The following is a 21,961-nucleotide window of genomic DNA, read 5'->3' on the forward strand; positions in this document are numbered from 1 at the left end:
GACGAAGCATGCCAGTTACGCTGGCATGCTTCGTCACAAGCAGCATGTGGAGGAGGGAGCTTATGTTTCGTTCCCGGATCAGGGTGCTGTTGCTCATAGGATGTTGTCTGAGTTTTAGTACTGTGCTGCTCTTTGCGCAAGTCATTCCTTCCCACTTCCTCTTTTTACCCATTGTTGCTCAACCCGGCCCTTCGCCCTCAACCGTTGTCCCATCGGTAACCGCAACTTCAACGCCCTTGCCTACTTCGACACCGACTCTTACCCCTACCCGTGATCCGACGATCACGGTCACGTCGACCAGTACGGCAACGCCCACTGGTACGGCTACGTCTACGGCGACCGCAACGCCGACCGTCGCGACAACGAGTACCGCGACGCCGACCGTCGCGACAAGCAGCGCAACACCGACAAGTAGCGCAACACCCACCCCAACGAGCACGACGGGGCCAACACCTCAACCTCGCTCGGCCTTTCGTGTCCACGCGCCCTACCACGCCGTCCAGGATCTCAGCACAAAGTTTGGCGAAATGGCGCTCTTCTGGTTTGGGCAGGTGACGCCGACGCAGAACTATACCGATGTGCGTATTGGCTCGAACGACCAGGAACTCTATGTCTATCTGGCGATCTTTGACCGCCGCCTCTGGTATAATTCTACGCCTTCGGTGGCTACCCTGACTGATTGGGACGCGGCGACGCTCTATCTCGATCCTGGCACCGGCACTGGCTTGACTGCCAATAGCTATCGGTTTACCGCGCAACTAAGCAATGGTGGCGGGGCTGCCTTTCAAGCCTCGGCCCGTGGCACCACAGGCACCTGGGTTGCCGCGCCGGTTGCCTTCACGACCACCCCTGGCTGGCGTGGTCAGGCCCTCAATGACAATAGCGATGATCGCGGTTGGGCGATGACCTTCCGCATTCCCTTTAGCAGCCTTGGTCTTGCTGGGCCACCTTCGCCTGGTACGGCCTGGCGGATGGCCGTTGAAGTGCATGATCGTGATGATCAAGCCGGCACGCCCATCCCTGTGCAAGTGTGGCCTCCGGCGGGCGTGACGACCAACCCGACCAGCTGGGGCGACCTTGTTTTTGGCGCACCAGGCTACACGTCCCCACCGACAACGAACCAGACGACCTATACCCTTCGTCAGGGGCCGGGCCTGGTGGTGCAGGATGCCGGTGTTGGTGGCGGCACGACCTGTGGCGACGGCCTTGATTTTTGGACCGAGTGGGGCCAGGCGACTGATCCGCCCGACAGCAGCCAGTTCAATGTTCAGAACCAGTCCGATATTGCCGACTGGCCCTGTTTTGCGAAATATTATGCCATCTTCCCGCTTGCCTCGTTGCCGCCAGGCCAGGTTGTTGTTTCAGCCCAGCTGATCCTGCATCAATTTGGTAATTCGCAGCCCGAGGATGCCGAACGCTCGTTGCTTCAGGCCTTTGTTGTCGGCGAAAATTGGCAAGCAGGGGCGTTGACCTGGAACAATGCGCCCCTAGCGCGCGAAAACATCGGCTCTGGCTGGGTTGATCCATTGCCCGCTTTCCCCGGGTGGCCTGGCGTACCGCGCACGCTCGATGTCAGTGCCGGGGTGGCGCGGGCCTATGCGGAAGGTAGCCCCCTGCGCCTGGCGCTCTATTCGGCTGACAGCGCCTATCACAGTGGCAAATATTTTGTCTCAAGCAAAACCGGCGATTGGAATGCCGTGGCTCGTCCGACGCTCATCATTACCCTTGGCACGCCAGTTGCTCCGTGAGCAACGTAGGGCAATGGCATCTTTTTCCGTCGCCGTGAACGGCTCGGCTTCTGGAGAGCGAAGGCCACCTGCGTGGCCTGATCCAGCCGGCGCAGGCCGGCTTTGCCCTGCGTAGCCGAGGCGTTGACGCTGACGGTCGGGGCGCATGGCGGCGATCCGCGAACATGGTGGCACGCACCAACGGAAGATGCAATCGCCCTGGCCGCTCAAGCGGGTGAAGCCCTTCTCTCCCAGGGCGAAAGCTCCTGGGAGAGAAGGGCTATTTCCGTAATTGCGTGGTAATACAGGCGATTTATACTGGGGAGGAGTTAAGGTCGAAACATTTGTACGTACAATAGTAGTATTATCTACCATCAATTATGCGCTCGCTACTGACTAGATACAACCCATACCTCTTCCTGGCGCTGGCGATTGCCCTGGCCTATCATGGTGCGCTGCTGCTCAGCGGCACCTACACCCATACGTACGACGCGTTTGTGCATATCTTCTTTGCTGATCACTACGCTCGTGCCTGGTTCGACCATTGGGAACCGCGCTGGTATACGGGTTTTCCGATGACCAGCTACCCGCCCGGTTCGCAACAGTCGATCGCCCTGCTCTCGTCCTTTGTGGGTCTCAAGACCGGCTTTGTGATCGTGGCCCTCTTCGCAGTGCTGAATGTCACGCTTGGCATCTACCGCTTCTCGAAGATCTGGGTGAGCGAGGAAGCCGCCGGCTATGCCGCGCTGATCCTGGTCTTCGCCTCGTGCATTGCCGAGACGGTTCACGTCTTCGGCCAATTGCCAACGATGTTCTCGCTCGGCTTTCTGTTGAACGCCCTGCCGTTTGTGCAACGCTGGCTTGATGAGGGCAAGATCCGCTGGCTGCTCACCGCCTGGCTGCTCAACGCAGCTACGACGGCGGGGCACCATGTGACCACGCTCTTTGGGGCCGTCTTTTTTGTGGCCCCGGTGATCGGGCTCTCGCTCGTGACGGCCTTTCGGACGCCACTGCCCGATGAGCCCCTGGCGCACCCAGGGCGGGTTACCTGGGCCAACCTGCGCCCCCTGATCATGCGCCGCGTACGCCGCGTGCTGCCCGCCACCATGCGCGCTGCGGTCTATGGCCCAGGCCTGATCGCCGCGCTGGTGCTGGTGGTGCTGCCCTACTGGCTCTGGAGCAAGGCCGACCCGATCACCCAGGTCTCGATCCCGCATGCCTCGCGTGACTCGTTCATCGTCAATACCAGCGCAGGCCTGGTCTTCTGGCTTATCCCATATGGCCTTTCGCTCATCGCCTTGCCCTACGTCTTCTATAAAGGCATGACCACCCGCGCCTGGCCGATGACGCTCTCGCTTGCCGCTCTGGTCTTCCTTGGCACCGGCGGCACGACGCCCTTCCCCCGGATGCTGCTGGGCGGCGCGTTTGATGTGCTCACCCTCGACCGCTTCACCTTCTGGGCGACGATTACGATGATGCCCTTGCTCGGCGAGTTCGTCGTTAGCCTGCGCCACCGGGGGTTGGCAACGTACCTGCGCGAGCAGTTCGGCACGATCACATGGCGCTTGCTCCAGGTGAGCCTGATCATCACCTATCTCAGCCTTTCGGCCTTTGTGGCCAACCTGACCCAGTTCCGTCGCTTCCAGCCCGATCCGATCGATTTTCAGCCTATTGTGACTTTCCTGGAAAAAGATGAGCACTGGCGCTGGCGCTATCTGACGCTGGGCTTCGGCGACCAGATGGCGTGGCTTTCGGCTCAAACGACAGCCAGTACGGTTGACGGGAACTATCACTCGGCCCGTCGCCTCCCCGAGTTGACCACCACGCCCGTCGAACGACTAGAGGGCTCTAAGTACAGTGGGGTTCCCGGGATTGGCTCGCTCCAGCAGTTCCTGGCTGTGCCCGACAAGTACAACCTGAAGTTTGTCTTCTCGAATGACCAGTTTTACGACCCGCTGCTCTTTTTCTCAGGCTGGCATCGGCTCCAGCGGCTCGAGAATGGGATCATGGTCTGGGAGCGTGAGGATATCCCGCCGTTGCCCGAGGTGTTGCCCCGCAAAGAGATTCCGCTCTACCAGCGGGCAATGTGGGGGATCATCCCGCTAACAGCGATTGTTGCGGCGCTCATCGCTTTCTCCTCGCCAATCTGGCTCCCTTATTTGCGCTGGCTGCTCAACCTGAACGAGGAAGCGGGCCTGCACACGCCCCTCCACCTACGCAGCAGGCTCTGGGGCACCATCAGTTGGCCGCTCCGCCGTCTTCTGATGCCTCTGCTGGGTGCGGTCTGGGCGAGGGTGGATCTCGTCGGGCGAGCGCAGCGCATCTGGGCGTGGCTCGACGGGTACCTGCGCAGATGGTCGGCGCTCCCCGCCGTCGATGACTCACCGGTGGTGCCGTGGCAGGTGTGGCTTGATTGGGGCCAGCGCTTGCCCCACTTGCGCCCGGCCACGCCAACCGCGCATCATGTGCGCCTTGCTCTGCTGATGCTCATCGCCGTCACGAGTGTCGCCACCGCTGGAACGATCTATGTGCGCCAGGCCCGTACCCCCGTCGCCGTTGTTGAGCGCTACTACGACGACCTGGACTTTCGCCGCTTTAGCAGCGCCTACGCACGCCTCGACCCGCTGACGCGGCCACCCTACGATCAGTATCTGCTCGACCTCTCGGTTACAGGCGGCATGGTCGCCTCGTACGGCAAACTCAACAGCGTCTATGTGCAGGTCGTCGCGGCTGAGCCCGAGCGGGTGAGCGTGATCGCCGAGACCGACTGGGTCACCTCGCTCACAACCTACCCGACTCGTCAGCACCTCACCCTGGTTCTCCGCGACGGTCGCTGGCATATTCTGCTGGATCCTGTGGATACGACGGTGCCGCCAGAGCCCTTCTTCCGGCGCGGCGAGATAGGCTGGGTTGCCACCAGTCGCCGCCGGATTGTGGATAAGCCGACGGCCTTCGCCGACATCCTCGACCGCCCCGAGATCCAGATCCTCTCGGCCCGCCTGGTTCGCTACGAGGGGCGTTATATGGTTGTCGGTGAGTTGATCAACAGCGACTCGGATCCTGCCGACGTGACGGTGACCGCGCTGCTGCGTGACCCCGATGGTGTTGAGTTGACGCGCTACAACGCCCAGCAAGTGATGATGCACAAGCTTTTCCCCAAGGAGATAACGCCCTTTCGCGTTGACTTCGAGGGCGTCGCCGGAGCCGTGCTGACCGATACCGTGGATTTGCAAACGTTCAAGCCTGAGGCCTTCACCCCTCCCTTGCTCACCAGACCGCTCGGGTCGTTCGACGTCTTTGCCAAGGCCGTTGTCACTCGCCACGACCTGAGCCGCAACGTGAGCCTGCAGAACCTGGCGATCGTGCAGGTGGACGATGGGAGCTATCACCTTCGCGGGCATCTCTTTAACACCGGGACGATCGAGGCAACGATCCCCCATGTGCTGCTGACCTACTACGACGACCAGAACCAGGTCGCCTGGGTTGATCACGTCTACATCCGTGACACGGTGCGTCCGCAGCGCTCCCTGCCCATCGATCTTGCCCTGGCGGGTTACGGTGACGTCGAGCTCGTAAGCGAGCAGAGCGGTCTTTTTGGAACCAACCTCGTGCCCGAGGTCAGCCCTGACGCGCCCTGGCGCGAACGCCTCCCGCTGCCCGGGGCGACCGGCTTTGCCTCGTTGCGGGTGAGCGTCCATGCCTTTGAAGGGGGCGGCCTATGAGCAGGCAAAAGGCAAAAGAGACAAGGCAAACCAGGGTGCCTACGATGGTGCGCGGCCTTGTGAGGACGCTCCTCCTCCTCGTCATGCTGGTATTGCTAACAGGGTGCGCCGGGCGTGCGTCCGACGCAGAGCCACAACTGGCAGGTGCCCTGACGGTTCGCACCCCCGCTAGCTTGCCGGCTGGCGAGCCTCTGATCATTGTGGCCGAGCGGTTCGACGCGCCTGACGGTCTGGAGGCACTGTTGCTGGCGCAGGGCAGCTATGGCCCACTGGTCTACCGCGCCCGCTTTCAGGGCGGGCGGGCCGAGTTCCGCCTGCCTGGTGAAGACACGCGGGTGGCTGGTCTGGTCGCACTCACGGCGCGTGCTGGTGCCGCCGAGGGGCACGCCGATCTGACGATCACCCCGGGTGAGGCCGTCGATCCCCTGACCGCCCTGGTAGGCCCACGCACGATCATCGCCGACAGGGTTCACTGGGGCACCGCCGCCGTCATCCCCTTTGATGCTCACGGCAACCCTGTGGCCGCAGGCACGCCGGTCGAGTTTCACCTCGTGCGGCCCAACGCTCGTACCGAGACCATCAGCACAACCGTCCAGCACCTCGTGGGATGGGAACGCATCGCGAGCGCCACCGTCGCAGGGCGCACCACCGTGATCGCACGCGTCGGCCAGGCGCACGGCCATGAGGCAAGCCTGACTGAGACGCCTGGGTGGCCGGTGCGGTTCACGCTGAGCGCCCCCCCCAGGGGCCTGCCCGCCGACGGACGTCAACTCGTGCCGCTGCGCACCGCACCCATCGTCGATCGCTATGGCAATCAGATGCTTGATGGAACCCTGGTGACCTTTGTTGTCGAGGCACCCGATAGCACACTCCGGCTCATTCCGGCCTACACGATCAACGGGGTAGCCGAGGCCTACTTCCAGTCGCCAGCCACGCCCGGAAGACTCACGGTCTACGCGACCCTCTACGGAGTCAAGAGCCTGCCGTTGCGGCTTGACTTCAAACCGGGCCTTGCCGTCGGCACCATCGCTGTGCAAGCCCGCGTTGACCAGAAGACTGGCCTCGTTACGCTGGAAACCGGGCCACTCCTGGGTGATCTCGGCCAACTAGTTCCCGAGGGAACGGAGGTACGTTTCACCCTGGCGGGACCTGAGGGATGGACACAGACGTTCACCGCAGCGACTGAGGACGGATGGGCTCGCCTCGAGCTGTGGCTGGCCGACCTTGTGCCCGGTTCATATCAGGTTGAGGTGACGGTCGGCGCGGGCGTGGGGGCAACGCAGTTTAGAGCACCGTAGGTAGGCTATGCGCAAGACTCATCTCAAGTTGATCATCTGGGCGCTGCTCGCGATCCTGGCGACGGCAGGTTTCTGGGCGTCGGTGAGCGGCATCGCTAACCTGCTGGCCTACTTCCAGCGTGGGGCCGAGCCGGCCAGCGCACTGAACATTGTGCCCAATGTGCCGCCTGACCTCCACGTTGCGCTGAGTTGGGACGCCGACGATACCGACATTGGCCGCCCTATCGAGGCTTTCACGCGCAGCCAAGTCGAGGCGACCTACCTCCGTGCCTGGCTTCAGTGGAACCTCTCGTATATGAAAGGTGAGCCCCACGGACTCACGACCTACTTCACGGGTCCCGCTCGAAACGAGATCAGCGCTGCAGTGCGTCGCGCCACCGCCGATGGGCTACGTATCGCGCAGACCAACACGGCCCACCGCCTCCAGTTGCACTTCTACAGCGCCGACGGCACGGTGGTCGCCTTTACTGACCACGACGTCCCGATTGCCCAGGTGATCCGCGCGCAATCCGGCACCATCCTGAGTGCTGACGCGACGCGGGCCGACTACGACGTTGTCATGTTGCTCGAAGATGGCGAGTGGCGTATTCGCCATCTGGTGCGCAAAGCCGCCACCCCGTCGCCGGCGCTTCAGGTGCCGCCGTGCCCCACCTGTGTCACCGCCAGCGGCACGGGCCTGGAGCTCGAGGGCGTGCCGTTCTATGTCAAGGGGATCAACTACTATGCTCAGGCCACACCCTGGGATACGTTCTGGCCGCAATACAACCCCGCCGTGATCGACCGCGACCTGAGCCGGATCAAGGGGTTAGGCCTGAACACGATCCGCATCTTCGTGCCGTACGAGCAGTTCGGCGGCCCACGGGTGGATCCCGTGATGCTCGACCGGCTCGGCGATCTGCTCGACCGGGCGCAGGCTCAGGATGTGAAGGTGATTGTCACCCTCTTCGACTTTCGCGCCGACTATGGCTTGCTCGAATGGGCCGCCGCCGACCGACACCTTGAGGCGATCCTGCCTCGTTTTGCCACCCACCCTGCCATCTTGATGTGGGATCTCAAGAACGAGCCAGACCTCGACGACAAGGTTTCGGGGGCCCCCATCGTGGATGCGTGGCTGGCCCACACCGTCACGCTCGCACGGCGTCTGGCCCCGCATCACCTCGTGACGATTGGCTGGTCGAACCCGACGGCAGCGCGTCGCCTGGCCGACCAGGTTGACATCGTGCAATTCCACTACTATGCACCGGTCGTAGAATTTGCCCCCGCCTATGCCGCGTTGCGCACAGAAGTCCCTGACCGACCCGTGCTCCTGGGCGAGTTCGGCTTGCCGACATGGAACAGCATTTTCCCGCACGGCCACACCGAGGCCGAGCAGGCCGTCTACTACGCCGACCTCCTCACGGCAATGCGTGGGATTGATGCGGTCGGCACCCTGGCCTGGACGCTGTACGATTTCACCCACATACCCGCCACTGTCGCCGGGAATTGGCCCTGGCAGACTGGCCCGCAGGCCCATATGGGTGTCATCAAGGCCGATGGGCGCGAGAAGCCTGCCGCAGCCCTGCTCGCACCGGGGGCCGTGCTTGATGTGCCGCCTGTGCCGGGTTGGGCCCGCTGGCTGAAGCCCTTCTGGTTGCTAGTGGCAGGCGGGATCATCGCCGTCACAGCGGGGGGAGTGTGGTGGCTTCGGCGGAGGCGAGGCGCAGCCTAGAGCCACTAGGCTGCCCTTCGTCTACTCTGCCCAGTAGGCTGTCAACGAAGGTTCTTGAGATGCTACGCCCCTGGGTACGCGGGCGGCCCGCCCGCTGGTGCTCCCGAAGCGGGCGGGCCGCCCGCGCACCCAGGGGTGTCAGAAAACTTAAGTTACAGACTAATTTAGTAGGCTGTGAAATAAGTTTTCTGGCGTCGTCAGCCGTCCACGAATGGGGGCCACGAAGAAACGAAGAGCGCATGGAGCAGCCCATATTCGTTTATTCGTAATCAGTATTCGTGGTCGGCGGTGCTACCGGGAAACTTAATTCCCAGACCATGAGCCGGCACTCCAGAAGACCAGGAAACCTTGTTTACAGACTGGTCAGGGCTGTCTGATCAATGGCAGGTAGAGCGCCTCGTAGCCGCCCCACAAGCGTAGCACCCCACCCATATCAGCACCCACGACCTCCAAGGCAGGATCGGCATCAACGTTTGCCAGCGCCGGCGCTCCCTTTACCGCAAGCGTCATCGCTCGCGGCCAACCCGCCACAGTCTGACCATCACGATGCCAGGCGTAGACGTGAGCGTCGTCACTCCCGACGAGTACCTCGGCAATGCCATCGCCGTCAATGTCGCCAACCGCAGGCGTACCGAAAATGTCAGCGCCGGTCGCTTGCGGCCAGCCCGCCAGACGCGACCCATCGTGATGCCAGATCCAGAGCTTATCATCATCACTGCCAACCACAAGTTCGCGATCACCATCGCCATCCACATCGGCGGCAACCACCGAAGAGCGTACCGTCCAGCCGGTCGAGCGCCGCCAGAGCCGGGTGCCATCGGCAGCGAGCAGATAGACGTAGCCGTCGCCCGAGCCGATTGCTACCTCGTACCCTGGCCTTGCCGAATTGAAATCGGCAACCATCGGCGTCGCCAGGATCATATCATCGGTGGCAAACGTCCAACTGAGACTCCCATCAGCGTGAAAGACGTACACCATCCCATTGGTTGAACCAACCACGATTTCGGGGCTGTTGTCGCCATCAAGATCGTGGATGCGCGGCGAGCTATTGAGGATCTGGCTTGCGTAGGCGTCGCGGATTTCGCCAATGCTGACGGGCCAGCCGGGTCGCGGGCTACCGTCGGCATTGAAGGCATAGAGCCGCCCATCCGAGAGTGGAACCACAACCTCGGGTTGTCCATCGCCGTCGAGGTCGCCCACCGCTGGGGTTGCCAGAATACGATACGTTGTATCAAGCTCGACCCCGACGCTGATGGGCCAGCCCGCCAGGGCTGTGCCGTCATGATGCCAGGCATAGAGACGGCCATCCTCGGCCCCAACCAGGACCTCAAGCTGTTGATCGCCGTCCAGATCGGCCACCGCAGCTGCCGCACGGACACCGCCGCCGAGCGTCTGGGGCCAACCGGTGAGTGGTCGTAGCCTCTCGTCGTACACTTCAAGCTGGTTTGCCAGCAGGTTCCCAATGATCACCTCTGGCCTGCCATCACCAGTCAGGTCGGCGGTAACGGGCGAGGCAAAGTAACGCGAGTCAGGCTCAAGCTCTGCCGCGTTGATTGCCGCCAGATTTGGGCGAGGGATCGCGCCGGGCCAGAGCCAGGCCATATCGGCGCGGGCCAGTGAGAACCAGTCTAATGCCGTTGTGCCGCCGCTCGTGATGTGTGGCACGAAGCTAGGATAGCCACGCCAGATGCCGGCAAACTCTTGCGGCCAGCGCCATTCTTCGGGGAAGCTACGTGCCAGCGGCAGATCGTAGCCGATCAACGGTGCCGTGCGATCAAAGCGATTACTCACCGTCTGCGTATTGTCGAGGCGCCCCGGTTGCACCAGGTGAACCTCCTGGGAGGTCTCGATGACGTGCAGGTAGGGATCCCATGGCAACGGTCGCAGGCCATCGAGGGGGTTCGCTGTAGGATCGCTCAACACGACCGTCAGGGTTGCCGCGTGCCCAGCAACCACACCTTGCTGCTCGATCCGGGTATTGGTCTGTTCCATTGTCGGTGCTGGCTGCGGCAGCGCCACTCGCGTGTTCGCAAAGATCACAAGCGTCGGATCATCACGGTTGAAGCCCGCATGCTCGGCGCACACCTCGGCACCTTCCGGGTTGTTCACGCGCAGGCTATACCAACCGCCGCCGGTCAGCGGCAACTGGTGGTGGAAGGCATGGTTGAGGAAGCCGGCCCCGCGTGCTAAGGCCTCGTAGTGCAATTCCACCGCTGCTAGGTCGTTCGAGGGAAGCGCCCCGCGCCGAATCGTGATGCGCACCAGGAAGTCATTGTAGTCCCAATCAGACCAATCAAACTTCTTGAGGTCCTCAAACGCGACGATGCTGCGCTCGGTCGTCCAGACTAGCGGCCCATAGACGGCTGCCGTGGCCCGATCGTCATCATCGTCGTCGGCGGCGACGCGGGCGCTGTTATCGGCCGGGATGGCCTGCCCGCGCAGATCGCGCCCTGTGGCCTGAAAACTGGCAGGGTAGCCCACGCCCGCTTCAGCGCTCTCGATAGCGGCGTCAAACGTGAGCGTAAGAACCGTGCCACCCTGAAGATCAGGCAGACTCCAGGCCAAGGGCGTACCCGAGGGATCGGCTAGCGGTGCGCCGTTGAGCCGTGCCGAGCCGTTCACAAAGCGTATGCTTGGCGGTAGACTTGGGGCGAGTGTCAACGCTTCGGCCCGCCCGCTGCCGACATTGGCGACGGTGACCAGATAACTAAGCTGATCGTCGGCCTGGACTTCGGCGCGGTCTGCGGCTGCCGACACAACCAGGGCTGGCACCCGCACGGTGCTCGCCACCGGGTTGCTCGTCCGTAGCGCACTGTTCGCAGTGGTGTAGCTCGCCTGGTTTGGTACGGCGGTGCCGTCACGGGCCAGGCTGCCCTCGGGCAAGCGCGCATTGATCGTCACTGTTCGCTGTTCGCCCGGTGGGATTGTGCCGAGGGCGCTCCTCACCACCGTACCGCTGATGGTGCCGGCACTGACGCCAGTGATCGCCAGGCCCAGATTGACCGGGTCGGTCACGACGGCGGTGTAGAGCGTCGCGTTGAGCGGGGTGGCGGGAAGGGTGAGGGTATAAACCAGCGTGCCACCGTAGGTCAATTCGCCGTCGTCGAGCGCGACGGTTTTGCCGAGCGTCGAGCCTGGCGTTCCGAGCATCACGGTCGCTACGTTGCCTCGATAGACCCGTTCGTCGGCAATCGTATCATTGTCAATGTCGCCGGGTACACCGGGTTGCGAGCTGTAGGTCGGCAAGTTTGCCTGCGCAGTCAGCGTCAGATCGGCAGCGATGCCTGCATCAGCCTGCGCCACAAGCAGGGTCGTCCAGGTGGCACCGTTGGGCAGCAGATCGAGCTCGTAGCTCAGCGCTGTTGCCCCAAGGGTGTTGCGATCCGTGATCACAGGCGTCGCCCCGCTCCAATTGGCCGGCAGGCTCACGACGCTTGATTGGGTGCTGACAAAGGTCAGGCCGACAGGGAGAAGTTGTTCGAGGCTGAGATCGTAGCCGGGGCTGAAGCCCTGATTGCGTACCTGAAGCCGCAACGTGACGTTCTCGTTGGCCCCGATGACCGTTCGATCCGTTCCTGCACTCAGCACCAGCGCGGGCTGCACCAGGGTTGCCGTGGCCTGGGCCCGCGGGCTCCGGCGGGTCGTCTTCGTCGTATCGAACCCGTCGTAGCCGCCACCTGTGCCCTGATAGCCAGCCGCAGTGTCGTACCATCCGACGTAGGCGCTGGTCGTGCCATTGCTGCGAATGGCGTTGTTGGTGTAGTACTGCGTGGTGGGGCTGCCAGGTTTATAGCCGTTGAACAGCGTCTCAAAGCTGATCGTGAAGATCGCCGCACTGCTCCCCATCGTATTGTCGATCGTATTCAAGAACCAGCGTACCTCGCGCTGACCATCGGCGAGCGGATTTTGCGGGTGGCGGCTCGGTTCATTGTCGAGGGTCGCGCCCTGGATCGCGGTGGTGCGCAAATAGGTGAACCCCTGGGGCAGGCTATTGGCTTGGATGCTCGGCCAGTAGGCCACGACGCCCGCCGGTACGTTGCCCGTGATCGTCCAGGTTGCTGTATCGCCCGGACGCAGCGGGTTGGGCGTGACCCCCATGCTCAGCGTAACGCCGCGCAGGTACACCGTCTCATCGTCGGTATTCAGATCATCGGGACTCGCCGTTGCCGCCCATTGGTGTCCAGCGCCATCGGCGCGACTGTTATAGCTCACACTGGCCTGGTTCGTCATTTGGGCACCGGCAGCCAGGCCGCCGGGAACCGTCGCAGCATAGCGGAACGTCTGCGTCGCGCCGGGTGCTAGACTCGCCACCGTCGCCCAGGTGAGCACGCCGCCCTGCCCGGCAGCGGGGTTGCCGCTCGTCGTGACATAACTGCTTGAGCTCGGGCTGGCGCTTCCGCCACTGGCGGCCACCAGCAGATCCGCCGGCACCTGGTCGGTAACAACAAGGTTGTACGCGCTGACCGGGCCGTTGTTGATGACCGTAATCGTATAGTTCACCTCGCTGCCGCCGCTAAGACCGGTGGATGGGCTGGCGCTCTTGGTGAGCAATAGTTCGGGTGCGAGGTACGCGATACCGGTGCTGTCACGCAAGCTGTAGGCCGGGGTGCGCGTGCCCTGGCCGGTGAGTTTGCCAAAGTTGGCAACCAACCAGCCTGGCTGAAGATCGGGCATCGCCCCGAGGCGCGCCTCGATGGTTGCCTCCCAGGTGGCCCCGCGCGCTGCATTGCAGAGCCGCCACTCTAGATAGTCCAAGCCACCGAGGGTGCCGAGCGTTGGTGTCGTTGGGGCGCTTGCACAATCTGGGCTACTGCTGAAACTTCCCGCGACAGTGTGACTGGCACTCCCTGGCACATAGCGCATCCCTCGCGGCAAGAAATCACGGATGATGATCGCACGTGCATCAACATTGGACGCACTTGCGTAGCGCAAGCGGAAGCGCAGCGTATCACCGGTAAAGCCGCTTGCCTCGCTGCTCCACGCCTCCAGATCTGCACGCCAGACGCGCTTGTCAAGCGAGGGCATTTGGGTCGCCACGCTTGCCCTGGCCTCGTCGGGCGAGGCGGCCCCCACCCGCGTTTGCGCACTCACGTCGATCCAACTCCCGGTGAGTATGACCGCGTTGGTCAGCCGATCAGCCGAGACCACGGGTTGCCCGGTGTAGGGTGCTGCCTCGTAGATGGGATCGACCTCGGCTACAAAGCTGAGCACAATCGTGGCCCCAGGACTCGTCAAGGCCGGATCGATCGCCCAGATCAGGGTTGTCTGGCCGGGGCCAGGTCGGTTTGGTTGCACGGCAAACGGCGCTTGCGAGGCACTGCCTTCCACGTAGCTCATGCCATCGGGCAGCACATCGGTGAGCAGCACATCGGTGGCCTGGTAATACTCGGCGATATAGATGCTCAGATCAAAGCTGACCTTGGTGCCGATGCCGACCGTTTTGGGTGCCACCGTTTTGTTGACGGTCAGATAGTCGGCGGTGATCGTTGCGGGCGCATCATCGTCTGGGGTCGTCTGGGTTCCGTCAGCATTGGCGAGGTCGCCGTACACGCCCTGGGCCTCGTAGGTGAGGGCGAGCACCGTATCTTCGGGGATCGGTGCGCCCTGCATTGGGCCAGCGAAGGGGCCAGTTGCGGCTGCGTCGTCGGCACCCGTTCGGTAGGCGTATGGCACCGCTGCGTCAAAACTGATGCTGATCGGTGCCGCATACTGAGCCGTGGTCAGTGTGCCAATCGCCCAGCGCAAGATGAGCGAACCATCCTCCTGCAGCGTGAGCATGGGAGTGACTGTCGCACCAGTTGGGTTTGGGCTGATGGTGGGGTTGCCAAGGTACGCCACTCCCGGTGGCAAGATCGCGGTGACACTCACCGCTGTCGTAGCGCCGACCTGATTGTTGCGCAAGGTCAGGTCGTAGCGATAGGGCCAGTCGGCCCCGGCGCGCGCCCCCGGTGCCGCAACGAGTTCACCGGCCCCGCTCACCTGGTGCCCGCTGCTCGACTGAGCAACGCTTGCTTCGAGATCAAGCGCCTGAGGTTGCGCCGTGAGGGTGGAGCTCGCGTTGATCCAGACCCCACTGTTATCGGGCATGCTATTGAGCCTGGCGGTAACCGTATTCGTAAACGCCATGCCAATGGTCAGGCTCGCATCGAGCCTGGCGCTCACGCTCAACGCGAGCGCCTCGCCCGCCTCGAGGTCGGCCAGGTTCTCCCAGATCAGCAAGGTCGTGCCGTCAGGCTGAGCAGCCACCTGCGAAGGGGCCGGGTCGGCGGCGCTAAAGCTGAGGCCAAGCGGGAGCGTATCGGTGATCGTGAGGTTATAACCACGGTCAGCCACGGGCGTTGGCGCAGGGTTGCGCAGCGTAATGGAGTAGCTCACCTGACCGCCCAGCAGCGGCTCGTCACTGATCGTCTGGGTGATCGTCAACTCTGGGGCGGAACCAATGGCCTCGAGCGTGGCGGCACGAATGGGATTGGACGGTAGCAACGCCAGCAGTGCCAGCGCCACCAGGGCAAGACGAAAGATGCGAGTGGGAGACATTGCCTTGCTCCATTTCATCAACCCTCACCTACGGCAGGTTCGGGACGGGGCAGCGCCAACAACGGGTGTTTCCGCCGCAGCCAGGCGAGCCGGGGCACTTCAGCTACGGCCATTGCCAGGAGGATGCCGCTGGCGAGGGATAGCCCGACGAGCGAGATCGCTCCACCGAGACGCGCACTCATCGGCTGGTAGACAAACGTGACTTCGTGAGGCCTTCCATCTAGGGCAGGAGCCAGGATGACCGCACGTAGCAAGCCTTCGGCGCGCAAGGTGGGCGTCGGTAGGCCGTCTACATAGGCTTGCCAGCCGGGGAAGACGGTCTCGTTGATCATCAGCAGCCCCCGCGTATCGTTCTGCACGAGCAGGCTGATACGGTCGGGTTGGTAGGTCAGCATTTGCGTTGTCACGTTGGCCTCGGGCTGGGGTTTGAGCGCCCCTACGCCCACATCGAGGGTGAGCGGCTCCTGTCCAAGCTGCTCAAGCGCCGTGCCGACCATGCTGCCCTTGACACCGACCATCCCATACGCTGCACCGATCTGGCCCTCAAGGTTCACCTGTGCGCCGAAATCGGCAAGCGCCGCTCGCCCTGCTGCATTCAGGCTAGTGATGCCCTCGTCGTAGGTGGTGAGGGCGACGATAGTGCCGACGGGTGCTGTGTTCAGGATGGCGGCCAGCAGGTCGCTCTCTTCACTTGATTGATACGTATCGAAACCGCCCGCGTCCAGTACCTCGCCGCTCACAGGGTCGATCAGGGCATAGACAATGCCCCGTTGTTCCGGCGTGACCGTCACACCGCCCACGATGACCGCGCTGTACTTGATCGGCCCGCCCGCCAAGACGCTAATATCTATCGGGCTGCGTGTGCCTGTTGTCCCGATCACGTAGAGTTGCTCGTCGAGTGCCTCGGGCCAGAGTTGGCGTAGGGTCGCGTGGAGTGCTCCACCATCAATTGTTACGGCGGGTTCTTGGCCCACACCTATCCCGGGCCGGTTGAGCAGACCGTTCAGTGTGATCAGCGTTTCAGCAGGGCGCAGACTGGTGCTGAAACGGGCGTAGCTCGGCTGAGTGGCGCGTTGCCACAGCTTGCCCTGGCTATTTTCCAGTACGACTGTTGCTCCCTCCTCGGGCGGCTCTGTGGTGTCGGGCAAGGTGAGGATGTAGCCCACGTTGAGCAAATCGCGACGCACGGCGTTGCTCAGATTTGGCCACTGGGTCTGCAATACGAACCGCTCCTGCATATCCAGCACGTTGTAGCCGGTGGCGAACGTAGTGCGGTAGACCTGGCTGTAGTTGTCAGGGAGCACTTCGGCAGTGTTGTCGATGCGCACTCCATCCGGGACGCCTGCCGTCGCTGCGATCAACTCGTCCTGGTCGGTGATCTTCCAGGGTTCATCGAGCATCGTCGTGGCATATTCACGCACGGTAAAGCGAGCTGTGTCAGGGTCGGCCTTGATTGTGTCGTGATACGGCGCGAAGGTCGCCACGTCGAGAAACATCACCGTGGCAAGGGCGACCGCCAGGCTTCGTCCGCCGAGGCGTCCGGCGCTGTGTGCCCACAGCAAGCCTATGGTGAGTGCCAGCAGCACCAGGAAGAGCACGTAGGCATTGGCGGTCTGCGTCAGCAGGGTGTAGGTGTCTGCCGAAGGCTCGCGGTTGAAGAGACTCTCGGCAAAATAAAACTCCTCGCCGACCGGGCGATAGCTCCCGACCAGAAGGGCGTAGCCGATCGCCGCGAGGATCAGCGCCCCTGCCAGGATGAAACCCATACCGCGCACAAGGCCTCGGAGCCGCCGTTGTTCTCCTTCGCCCAGCCCATGAAGCAAGTTCTCGGCCCCAAAAGCGGCCAGTACGGAGAGACTCAGGTTGGCGATGTAGAAAGCGCGGGCGCTGACCCGCACCGAAGAGAGCCCAGGTATAAAGCGGTAGGCCAGCCCTTCTATGGTCGTGAAGCCTCCTAGGGCCACGACGAGGGCCGCCACGGTCGCCACGGTGAAGAAGCGTCGCTCAGGGCGACCATGATCCGGAACAAGCCAAGCCGTCGCTGCCAGGGCCAGGGTGAGGATGCCGGCGTAGATCCGGTACTCGGTGCCGCTCCAATTCAGGAATTCGGGGATGAACAGAGTGACCAGGTTGCGCGGCATCAGCGAGTGCTGGGACGCAAAGGTAAAGGACGGCTCGCCGCGTCGCGAGCGACTCAGTACTTCGGCAGCAGGCAGCAGGGTGATGCCGGCAATAGCTGCGGCCAAGACGCCGGTGAGGATAAAGAGCGCAGGCACCCGCATCCGCTGCCAGTTCCCGGTTGCTGGCCGTCGCAGATCGCCCACCCAGCGGAAGCCAGCGTACGCCACGATGGTGATGGCGCAGTAGAGCGTCGCCTGCGGGTGACCAGCCATCACCATCTGGCTCAGCGCTAGGCCCGCCAGAACCGCCCAGGCGATCGCCCTGGTGGGGCGCAATGCATGCCAACTGCGGTCAAGCAAGAAGATCACGGCAGGCAGCCAGACCACGACCGCCAGCATACTGTAGTGCCCGCGGTGCCCGACGAAGAAGCCGTTAAACGCGAAGCCGATTGCGCCAACCAGGGCTGCCGCCGGGATCACCCCGAGGCCACGCAGGTAGGCGTAGAGGAACAACCCGCCCATGGCGTAGTGCGCGACCACCAACAACTCGAAGCCGAGAAAGCTTATCTCTCTCCCGCGAAAGGCCCAGTCGAGCACCATGTTTGGTAGATAGTAGGCTGCTACCTGCACATCGCCGAGCAGCGGCATACCACCGAGTTGGTACGGGTTCCAGAGCGGTACCATGCCCGCTTCGAATAAGCGGTGGACGAAGACCCGCGTCGGGTAGGCCCCCATCAGAATGTCGCCGCCGAAAAGCACGCGGTCGGCAGGGTTGGGTGCCCAGACCTGCCAGAAGACCAGCAGGGGCAGGACGATGAGCAGGAGTGTCGCCAGCAGGTCGGGCAACAGCCGTCGGAGACGCTTGATCTTCATGCCGTTACTCCTGCTGTGCCACAAACGCGACATCGTCAAAGGCGACACTGCTATTGCTTGCCACCAAGCCCACGTACCCGCCCGTGTAAGCGAGTTCGACGTCGGTCGCCACAATTTCATCGTCGAGCATGATGGTTAGTTTGCCCTCGGCAACGCTGAGCGCGAGGGTGTGCCACGCCTCATCGCTCCCGTCAGGCACCTCGGCGCTGCCCTCAAAGACGAAGTTACCGCCCTCGTCAAAGTGCCCCCACTGCAGAACCGTGCCATCCTGGGTGTAGTTGACGATCTGGCTGCGCGATTTGTTGTCGCGCCGTGCCATGTTAAAGAGCAACCCTCCACCCATCGTCCCGTCGAGGCGCTGCAGCCGAACCGTGGCGGTATAGTTGTCACCCTGGAACAGCGAGACACTGCTCAAATCTGCGCCACTTGTGCTCGTCTGCCGGTAGGTGCCCTCAAGATTCTGCCAGGTTCCATTCAGTACCTGCCAACCCTTGGCGTCGCCGTCGGCGAAGTCGTCGCTCAGGCTGGTCACGGATGCATCGGCCTGGGTACTCGCTGCGGGCGTGGGCGGGTTGACCCCTTCGGGCAGCGCAAGCACTGCGACGTCATCGAACGAGACTTGCGCCTGCGAGGTCGAGAGCCCAACATGCCCCGCCACGCTGAGGTTCCGTACCTGGGCCACTTCACGTTCATCAACCCAGATCGTGCTTGTTGCACCATGGGTGACGACGCGCAGCGTATGCCATTGCCCATCGCCGATGCCTGGGTCAAGCGCCGCACCGCCGTCGTAGCGGTAGGTGCCATCAGCGTCGTAGTGACCCCAGCGCACGAAAGCCCCGCTCTCGTCAAAATCAACGAGTTGCGCCCCATTGCGTCTGGTTGGCTCAGGGACGTTGTAGATAATTCCGCCCCCCATCGTGCCACTATCCAGCCGTAATTGCGTCTCGATGCTGTAGTGAGCCTGCGGCGGCAGGTCGAGCAGGCTGAGAAAGTCGTATCCGTCAGTGTTACGTTGGGTGTACACCCCGTTGTCCATAACCCAATCACCAGCCAGTGACCGCCACAGCGGATCAGTCTGGCCTTCGCCCTCGAAGGCACTTGTGACGAGGGGCGTGACGACCCCAGGGGCGAGCTCCGTCGCGATAGCTGGGGTTGCTGCCGGAATGACCGGTGCTACCGCTGGTGCCGTGGCGACGGGGGCCGCCGTTGGCACCGGCGCGGGTGGGTTGATCGGCGCGGCTGCGGCTGCCGTCGCCACCGCCGTCGGCGCAGTCAGTAGCGCGGGTGCCGCACTGATGTACGTGTACGCGGCGGGGCTGTCGGCACGGCGCAGGGGTGCGATCAGTACCTCCTGCTGGGCCGGGGGTGGCCCATACTCGATCACCCAGGTAAGCGTCTCGTCCGACGGCATGGTGGCCAACCGCTCGGTGAAAGGGTCCAGTTGGACGATCGCCCAGGTGCGAACCCGGGCTACCTCGGTCTCGTCGAGGCGCGTAAAAAGGATGAGCCGATCACCGGGCACATAGGCACCCGTTGATGTCTGTACACCAGTACCGCGGGCAACCGCCGCCGCAATGTCGTTGGCAAGGGTTTGCCCGGGGAGGATTTCGGCCGGCGCTGGCGAGCGTAGCACACGTAGCGCGAGCACCCCGCCGATCCCAAGCACCCCGCAAAAAACTACTGCCATGATCAGCCAGGATAGACGGATCTTTTGCCACGAACGAAATGTGCGCAGGGTCGTAAGCAGATGAGCCATCACGTACCTTCAATCTGCGGTTGGGCCGCTGGCGAGGGTCGGGCGTACACCGCGTTGTCGCAGCAGCCAGATGTCCCAGGCGACAAGGGCGAAGAACAGGCCACTCTTGACATAGATCTGTACCAGCACGACCTCGTTCAGATCCCGGTGGAAGAGCAAGAGCGCCAGCACCTGGGCTATGCCACCGGCCAGGCCGAGCATGCTGCCTCCTCCGTTGTCGAGCGAGAGCCGATAGCTGATCACGACATTGGACAGGGCATAGAAGGTTGTTCCCAGCGCGTAGCCGCCGAGCAACGGCGCCACGCTTAGATACTCTGCACCAAAGAGCAAGCCCACGATCAGTTCGGGCCAGAAGATCGTTGCCGCCACGATCGGGGCCGAGATCACCAGTACCATCCCCAACCCAGCGTAGAGCAGGTAGCGGTGGGCCTCGCCGCGGTGGTGGCGCTGCGCCACGATCGGGAAGAGCACCGTGACGATCGACCATGTCGCGAAAAAGACGATCCGTCCGATCAAGGCCACCGCTGCATACAGCCCCGCCTCGTTGGCTTCAAAGAACCGCTTGACGATCAACACATCGCCGTTGTTGATCAGAATCTGCCCGATCAGTGCCGCAACGACCGGTACCGCAAAGCGGATAATCGTTGACCGCTCGTTGACCGTCAGTGGCTGACCGCCCGGCGTTGACGGCACGCTCTTGCGTGCGATCAGCCAGGCAACGACCAGCGACAGCGTCAGGCCACCAGTCGCCCCCAGCACCGACCAGCCGAGCGCCACCAGCGCGATGCCGATCACCAGGCGCGACCACATCTCGGCCTGGTAGCTCAGCGACAGCACGCCAAAGCGCGTCTCGCCTTGCAGCATGCCCCGCTCGACCCCGAGCATAAAATAGAAGGGCACGCCCAGGGCGAACATGACGAACGGCCAGGCCGATTCCGTGTGGAAGAAGGCTTGCCAGAAGGGTGCGCCGATGGCGAAGATCAACAAACCCACCATCCCACTCAGCCACGCACCACGCTCGAGCCAGCGCCGTAGCTCGGCACTCGCTGCTGGTCGCGCGGATGCGCTGTACATCGCCGCAAACTTTGCCGTCGTTGTCTGCAGCGCCACCGTCACGAAGGTGATCACCAGGAACAGCGTCACGATCAGATTGGCGTCGGCAAACGCCGCCGGTCCCAGCCATCGCCCCAGGATCAGGTTGTAGATGTAGTTGCCGAGATTGACGACGGTGGCGCTTACCAAGAGCATCGCACCCCCAGTTAGACTCTGGGGCAAGCGCTCGCGGAGACGTGAGATAAGCGATGGGAGCGGCATAAGACCTCCAGTGTGTAGATAGGGTGTCCAGCCCATGAGCATGCGTAGTCTGTGAAATAAGTTTTCTGCTCTGCTGCCGAAGGGAGTGCCGGCTTCAGCCGGCTAAAGTCGGCACTCCCTTCGGCAGCAAATGGCGCTCGGCCTATTTCCTTCTCTAAAGCGCACTCTGGTTGGCGTGGAGCAAACGCTCGACTGCCGTGACCAGATCCCGTGAACTGGCGGGTTTGGTAAGGAATCCGTTCGCCCCGGCAGCCTGGGCGTCCTCGCGATCCTGCTCATTGCCGCTTGCGGTGAGCATAAGCAACGGAATCTCGCACGTACGCTCGCCGCTCCGGATGTGTTTGAGCAAGGTGATGCCGTCCATGCTGGGCATCTCCAGATCCGCGATGACCACATCGACAGTCTCGGTCTCGAGCAAGCCCAGGGCCTCGTCTCCACAGGCGAGGGTGATCACATGGTGGCCGTTGTGCTTGAGCGTGTGGCTGAGCAGATGGCGGATGACGGACGAGTCGTCGATGACAAGAATTGTTGCCATGGCTTCCTGGATCCCCTTCGTATGTTAGAAGTCGGCCAGCGCCGCCTCGGCGGTGTTCGCCATCGAGAAGACACGATCGAACTTGGTGAGCTTGATGATGCGCCGGGCCGCCTCCTCGGTCGGCCAGACTAGGCGTACGTCGCCGCCGAGTTCGCGTGCCCGCTTTAGCAGGCTCACGAGCACCGCCATGCCCGCGCTGTCGAGGAATGGAACGCTCGAGAGGTCGAGCACGAAGCGCCTGACGCCGCTGGCGAACTGCTGGTCGAGCGCGGCGCGCAGCTGAGGGGCGCTAAAGGCGTCGATGCGCTCGGTGGGGGCCACGACGACGGTTCGGACGATGTGCTCGCTAAGGTTGAGGTTCATACCCATAC

General features: G+C 62.9%; 10 protein-coding genes. 4 read left to right on the forward strand and 6 right to left on the reverse strand.

Translation table 11 applies throughout. The annotated features are described in order from the left end of the window. Positions 1–62 precede the first annotated feature (62 nt). The 4 genes from EKD05_RS10180 (at position 63) to EKD05_RS10195 (ending at position 8,455) form a co-directional block, all read left to right on the forward strand. The gene (locus tag EKD05_RS10180; protein WP_129672326.1) at positions 63–1,748 is read left to right on the forward strand and encodes a DNRLRE domain-containing protein; all 1,686 of its coding nucleotides are present in this window, start codon (positions 63–65) and stop codon (positions 1,746–1,748) included. Between the two features lie 359 nt (positions 1,749–2,107). After that, on the forward strand, positions 2,108–5,449 hold the full coding sequence (locus EKD05_RS10185; RefSeq protein ID WP_129672327.1) for a hypothetical protein: 3,342 nt from the start codon (positions 2,108–2,110) through the stop codon (positions 5,447–5,449). Further along, on the forward strand, positions 5,446–6,747 hold the full coding sequence (locus EKD05_RS10190; RefSeq protein WP_129672328.1) for a hypothetical protein: 1,302 nt from the start codon (positions 5,446–5,448) through the stop codon (positions 6,745–6,747). The genes EKD05_RS10185 and EKD05_RS10190 overlap by 4 nt, the downstream gene beginning before the upstream one ends. Before the next feature lie 7 nt (positions 6,748–6,754). Beyond that, positions 6,755–8,455 (forward strand): cellulase family glycosylhydrolase, encoded by a 1,701-nt coding sequence (locus EKD05_RS10195; RefSeq protein WP_129672329.1) that lies wholly within the window; start codon positions 6,755–6,757, stop codon positions 8,453–8,455. Positions 8,456–8,818: 363 nt separating this feature from the next. Here EKD05_RS10195 and EKD05_RS10200 read toward each other — a convergent pair whose 3' ends face one another. The 6 genes from EKD05_RS10200 to EKD05_RS10230 form a co-directional block, all read right to left on the reverse strand. After that, the gene (locus tag EKD05_RS10200; RefSeq protein ID WP_165360674.1) at positions 8,819–14,992 is read right to left on the reverse strand and encodes an FG-GAP-like repeat-containing protein; all 6,174 of its coding nucleotides are present in this window, start codon (positions 14,990–14,992) and stop codon (positions 8,819–8,821) included. A gap of 17 nt (positions 14,993–15,009) precedes the next feature. Beyond that, positions 15,010–17,985, reverse strand: a complete 2,976-nt coding sequence (locus tag EKD05_RS10205) for an interleukin-like EMT inducer domain-containing protein (RefSeq protein WP_165360675.1) — start codon at positions 17,983–17,985, stop codon at positions 15,010–15,012. Positions 17,986–17,989: 4 nt separating this feature from the next. Beyond that, the gene (locus EKD05_RS10210) at positions 17,990–19,741 is read right to left on the reverse strand and encodes a family 16 glycoside hydrolase (protein ID WP_165360676.1); all 1,752 of its coding nucleotides are present in this window, start codon (positions 19,739–19,741) and stop codon (positions 17,990–17,992) included. 9 nt (positions 19,742–19,750) lie between these two features. Next, positions 19,751–21,055: an oligosaccharide flippase family protein gene (locus tag EKD05_RS10220; RefSeq protein WP_165360677.1), complete on the reverse strand. Its 1,305-nt coding sequence runs from the start codon at positions 21,053–21,055 to the stop codon at positions 19,751–19,753. A gap of 154 nt (positions 21,056–21,209) precedes the next feature. Beyond that, the gene (locus tag EKD05_RS10225) at positions 21,210–21,590 is read right to left on the reverse strand and encodes a response regulator (RefSeq protein WP_129672335.1); all 381 of its coding nucleotides are present in this window, start codon (positions 21,588–21,590) and stop codon (positions 21,210–21,212) included. 24 nt (positions 21,591–21,614) lie between these two features. Continuing rightward, the gene (locus EKD05_RS10230) at positions 21,615–21,953 is read right to left on the reverse strand and encodes an STAS domain-containing protein (RefSeq protein ID WP_165360678.1); all 339 of its coding nucleotides are present in this window, start codon (positions 21,951–21,953) and stop codon (positions 21,615–21,617) included. Between the last annotated feature and the right edge of the window lie 8 nt (positions 21,954–21,961).

Source organism: Candidatus Chloroploca sp. Khr17, assembly GCF_004138165.1.
Taxonomy (GTDB): domain Bacteria; phylum Chloroflexota; class Chloroflexia; order Chloroflexales; family Chloroflexaceae; genus Chloroploca.

Coding starts and splice junctions, on each gene's coding strand:
- EKD05_RS10180 (WP_129672326.1), top strand. CDS start 63: ATGTTTCGTTCCCGGATCAGGGTGCTGTTGCTCATAGGATGTTGTCTG.
- EKD05_RS10185 (WP_129672327.1), top strand. CDS start 2,108: ATGCGCTCGCTACTGACTAGATACAACCCATACCTCTTCCTGGCGCTG.
- EKD05_RS10190 (WP_129672328.1), top strand. CDS start 5,446: ATGAGCAGGCAAAAGGCAAAAGAGACAAGGCAAACCAGGGTGCCTACG.
- EKD05_RS10195 (WP_129672329.1), top strand. CDS start 6,755: ATGCGCAAGACTCATCTCAAGTTGATCATCTGGGCGCTGCTCGCGATC.
- EKD05_RS10200 (WP_165360674.1), bottom strand. CDS start 14,992: ATGTCTCCCACTCGCATCTTTCGTCTTGCCCTGGTGGCGCTGGCACTG.
- EKD05_RS10205 (WP_165360675.1), bottom strand. CDS start 17,985: ATGAAGATCAAGCGTCTCCGACGGCTGTTGCCCGACCTGCTGGCGACA.
- EKD05_RS10210 (WP_165360676.1), bottom strand. CDS start 19,741: ATGGCTCATCTGCTTACGACCCTGCGCACATTTCGTTCGTGGCAAAAG.
- EKD05_RS10220 (WP_165360677.1), bottom strand. CDS start 21,055: ATGCCGCTCCCATCGCTTATCTCACGTCTCCGCGAGCGCTTGCCCCAG.
- EKD05_RS10225 (WP_129672335.1), bottom strand. CDS start 21,590: ATGGCAACAATTCTTGTCATCGACGACTCGTCCGTCATCCGCCATCTG.
- EKD05_RS10230 (WP_165360678.1), bottom strand. CDS start 21,953: ATGAACCTCAACCTTAGCGAGCACATCGTCCGAACCGTCGTCGTGGCC.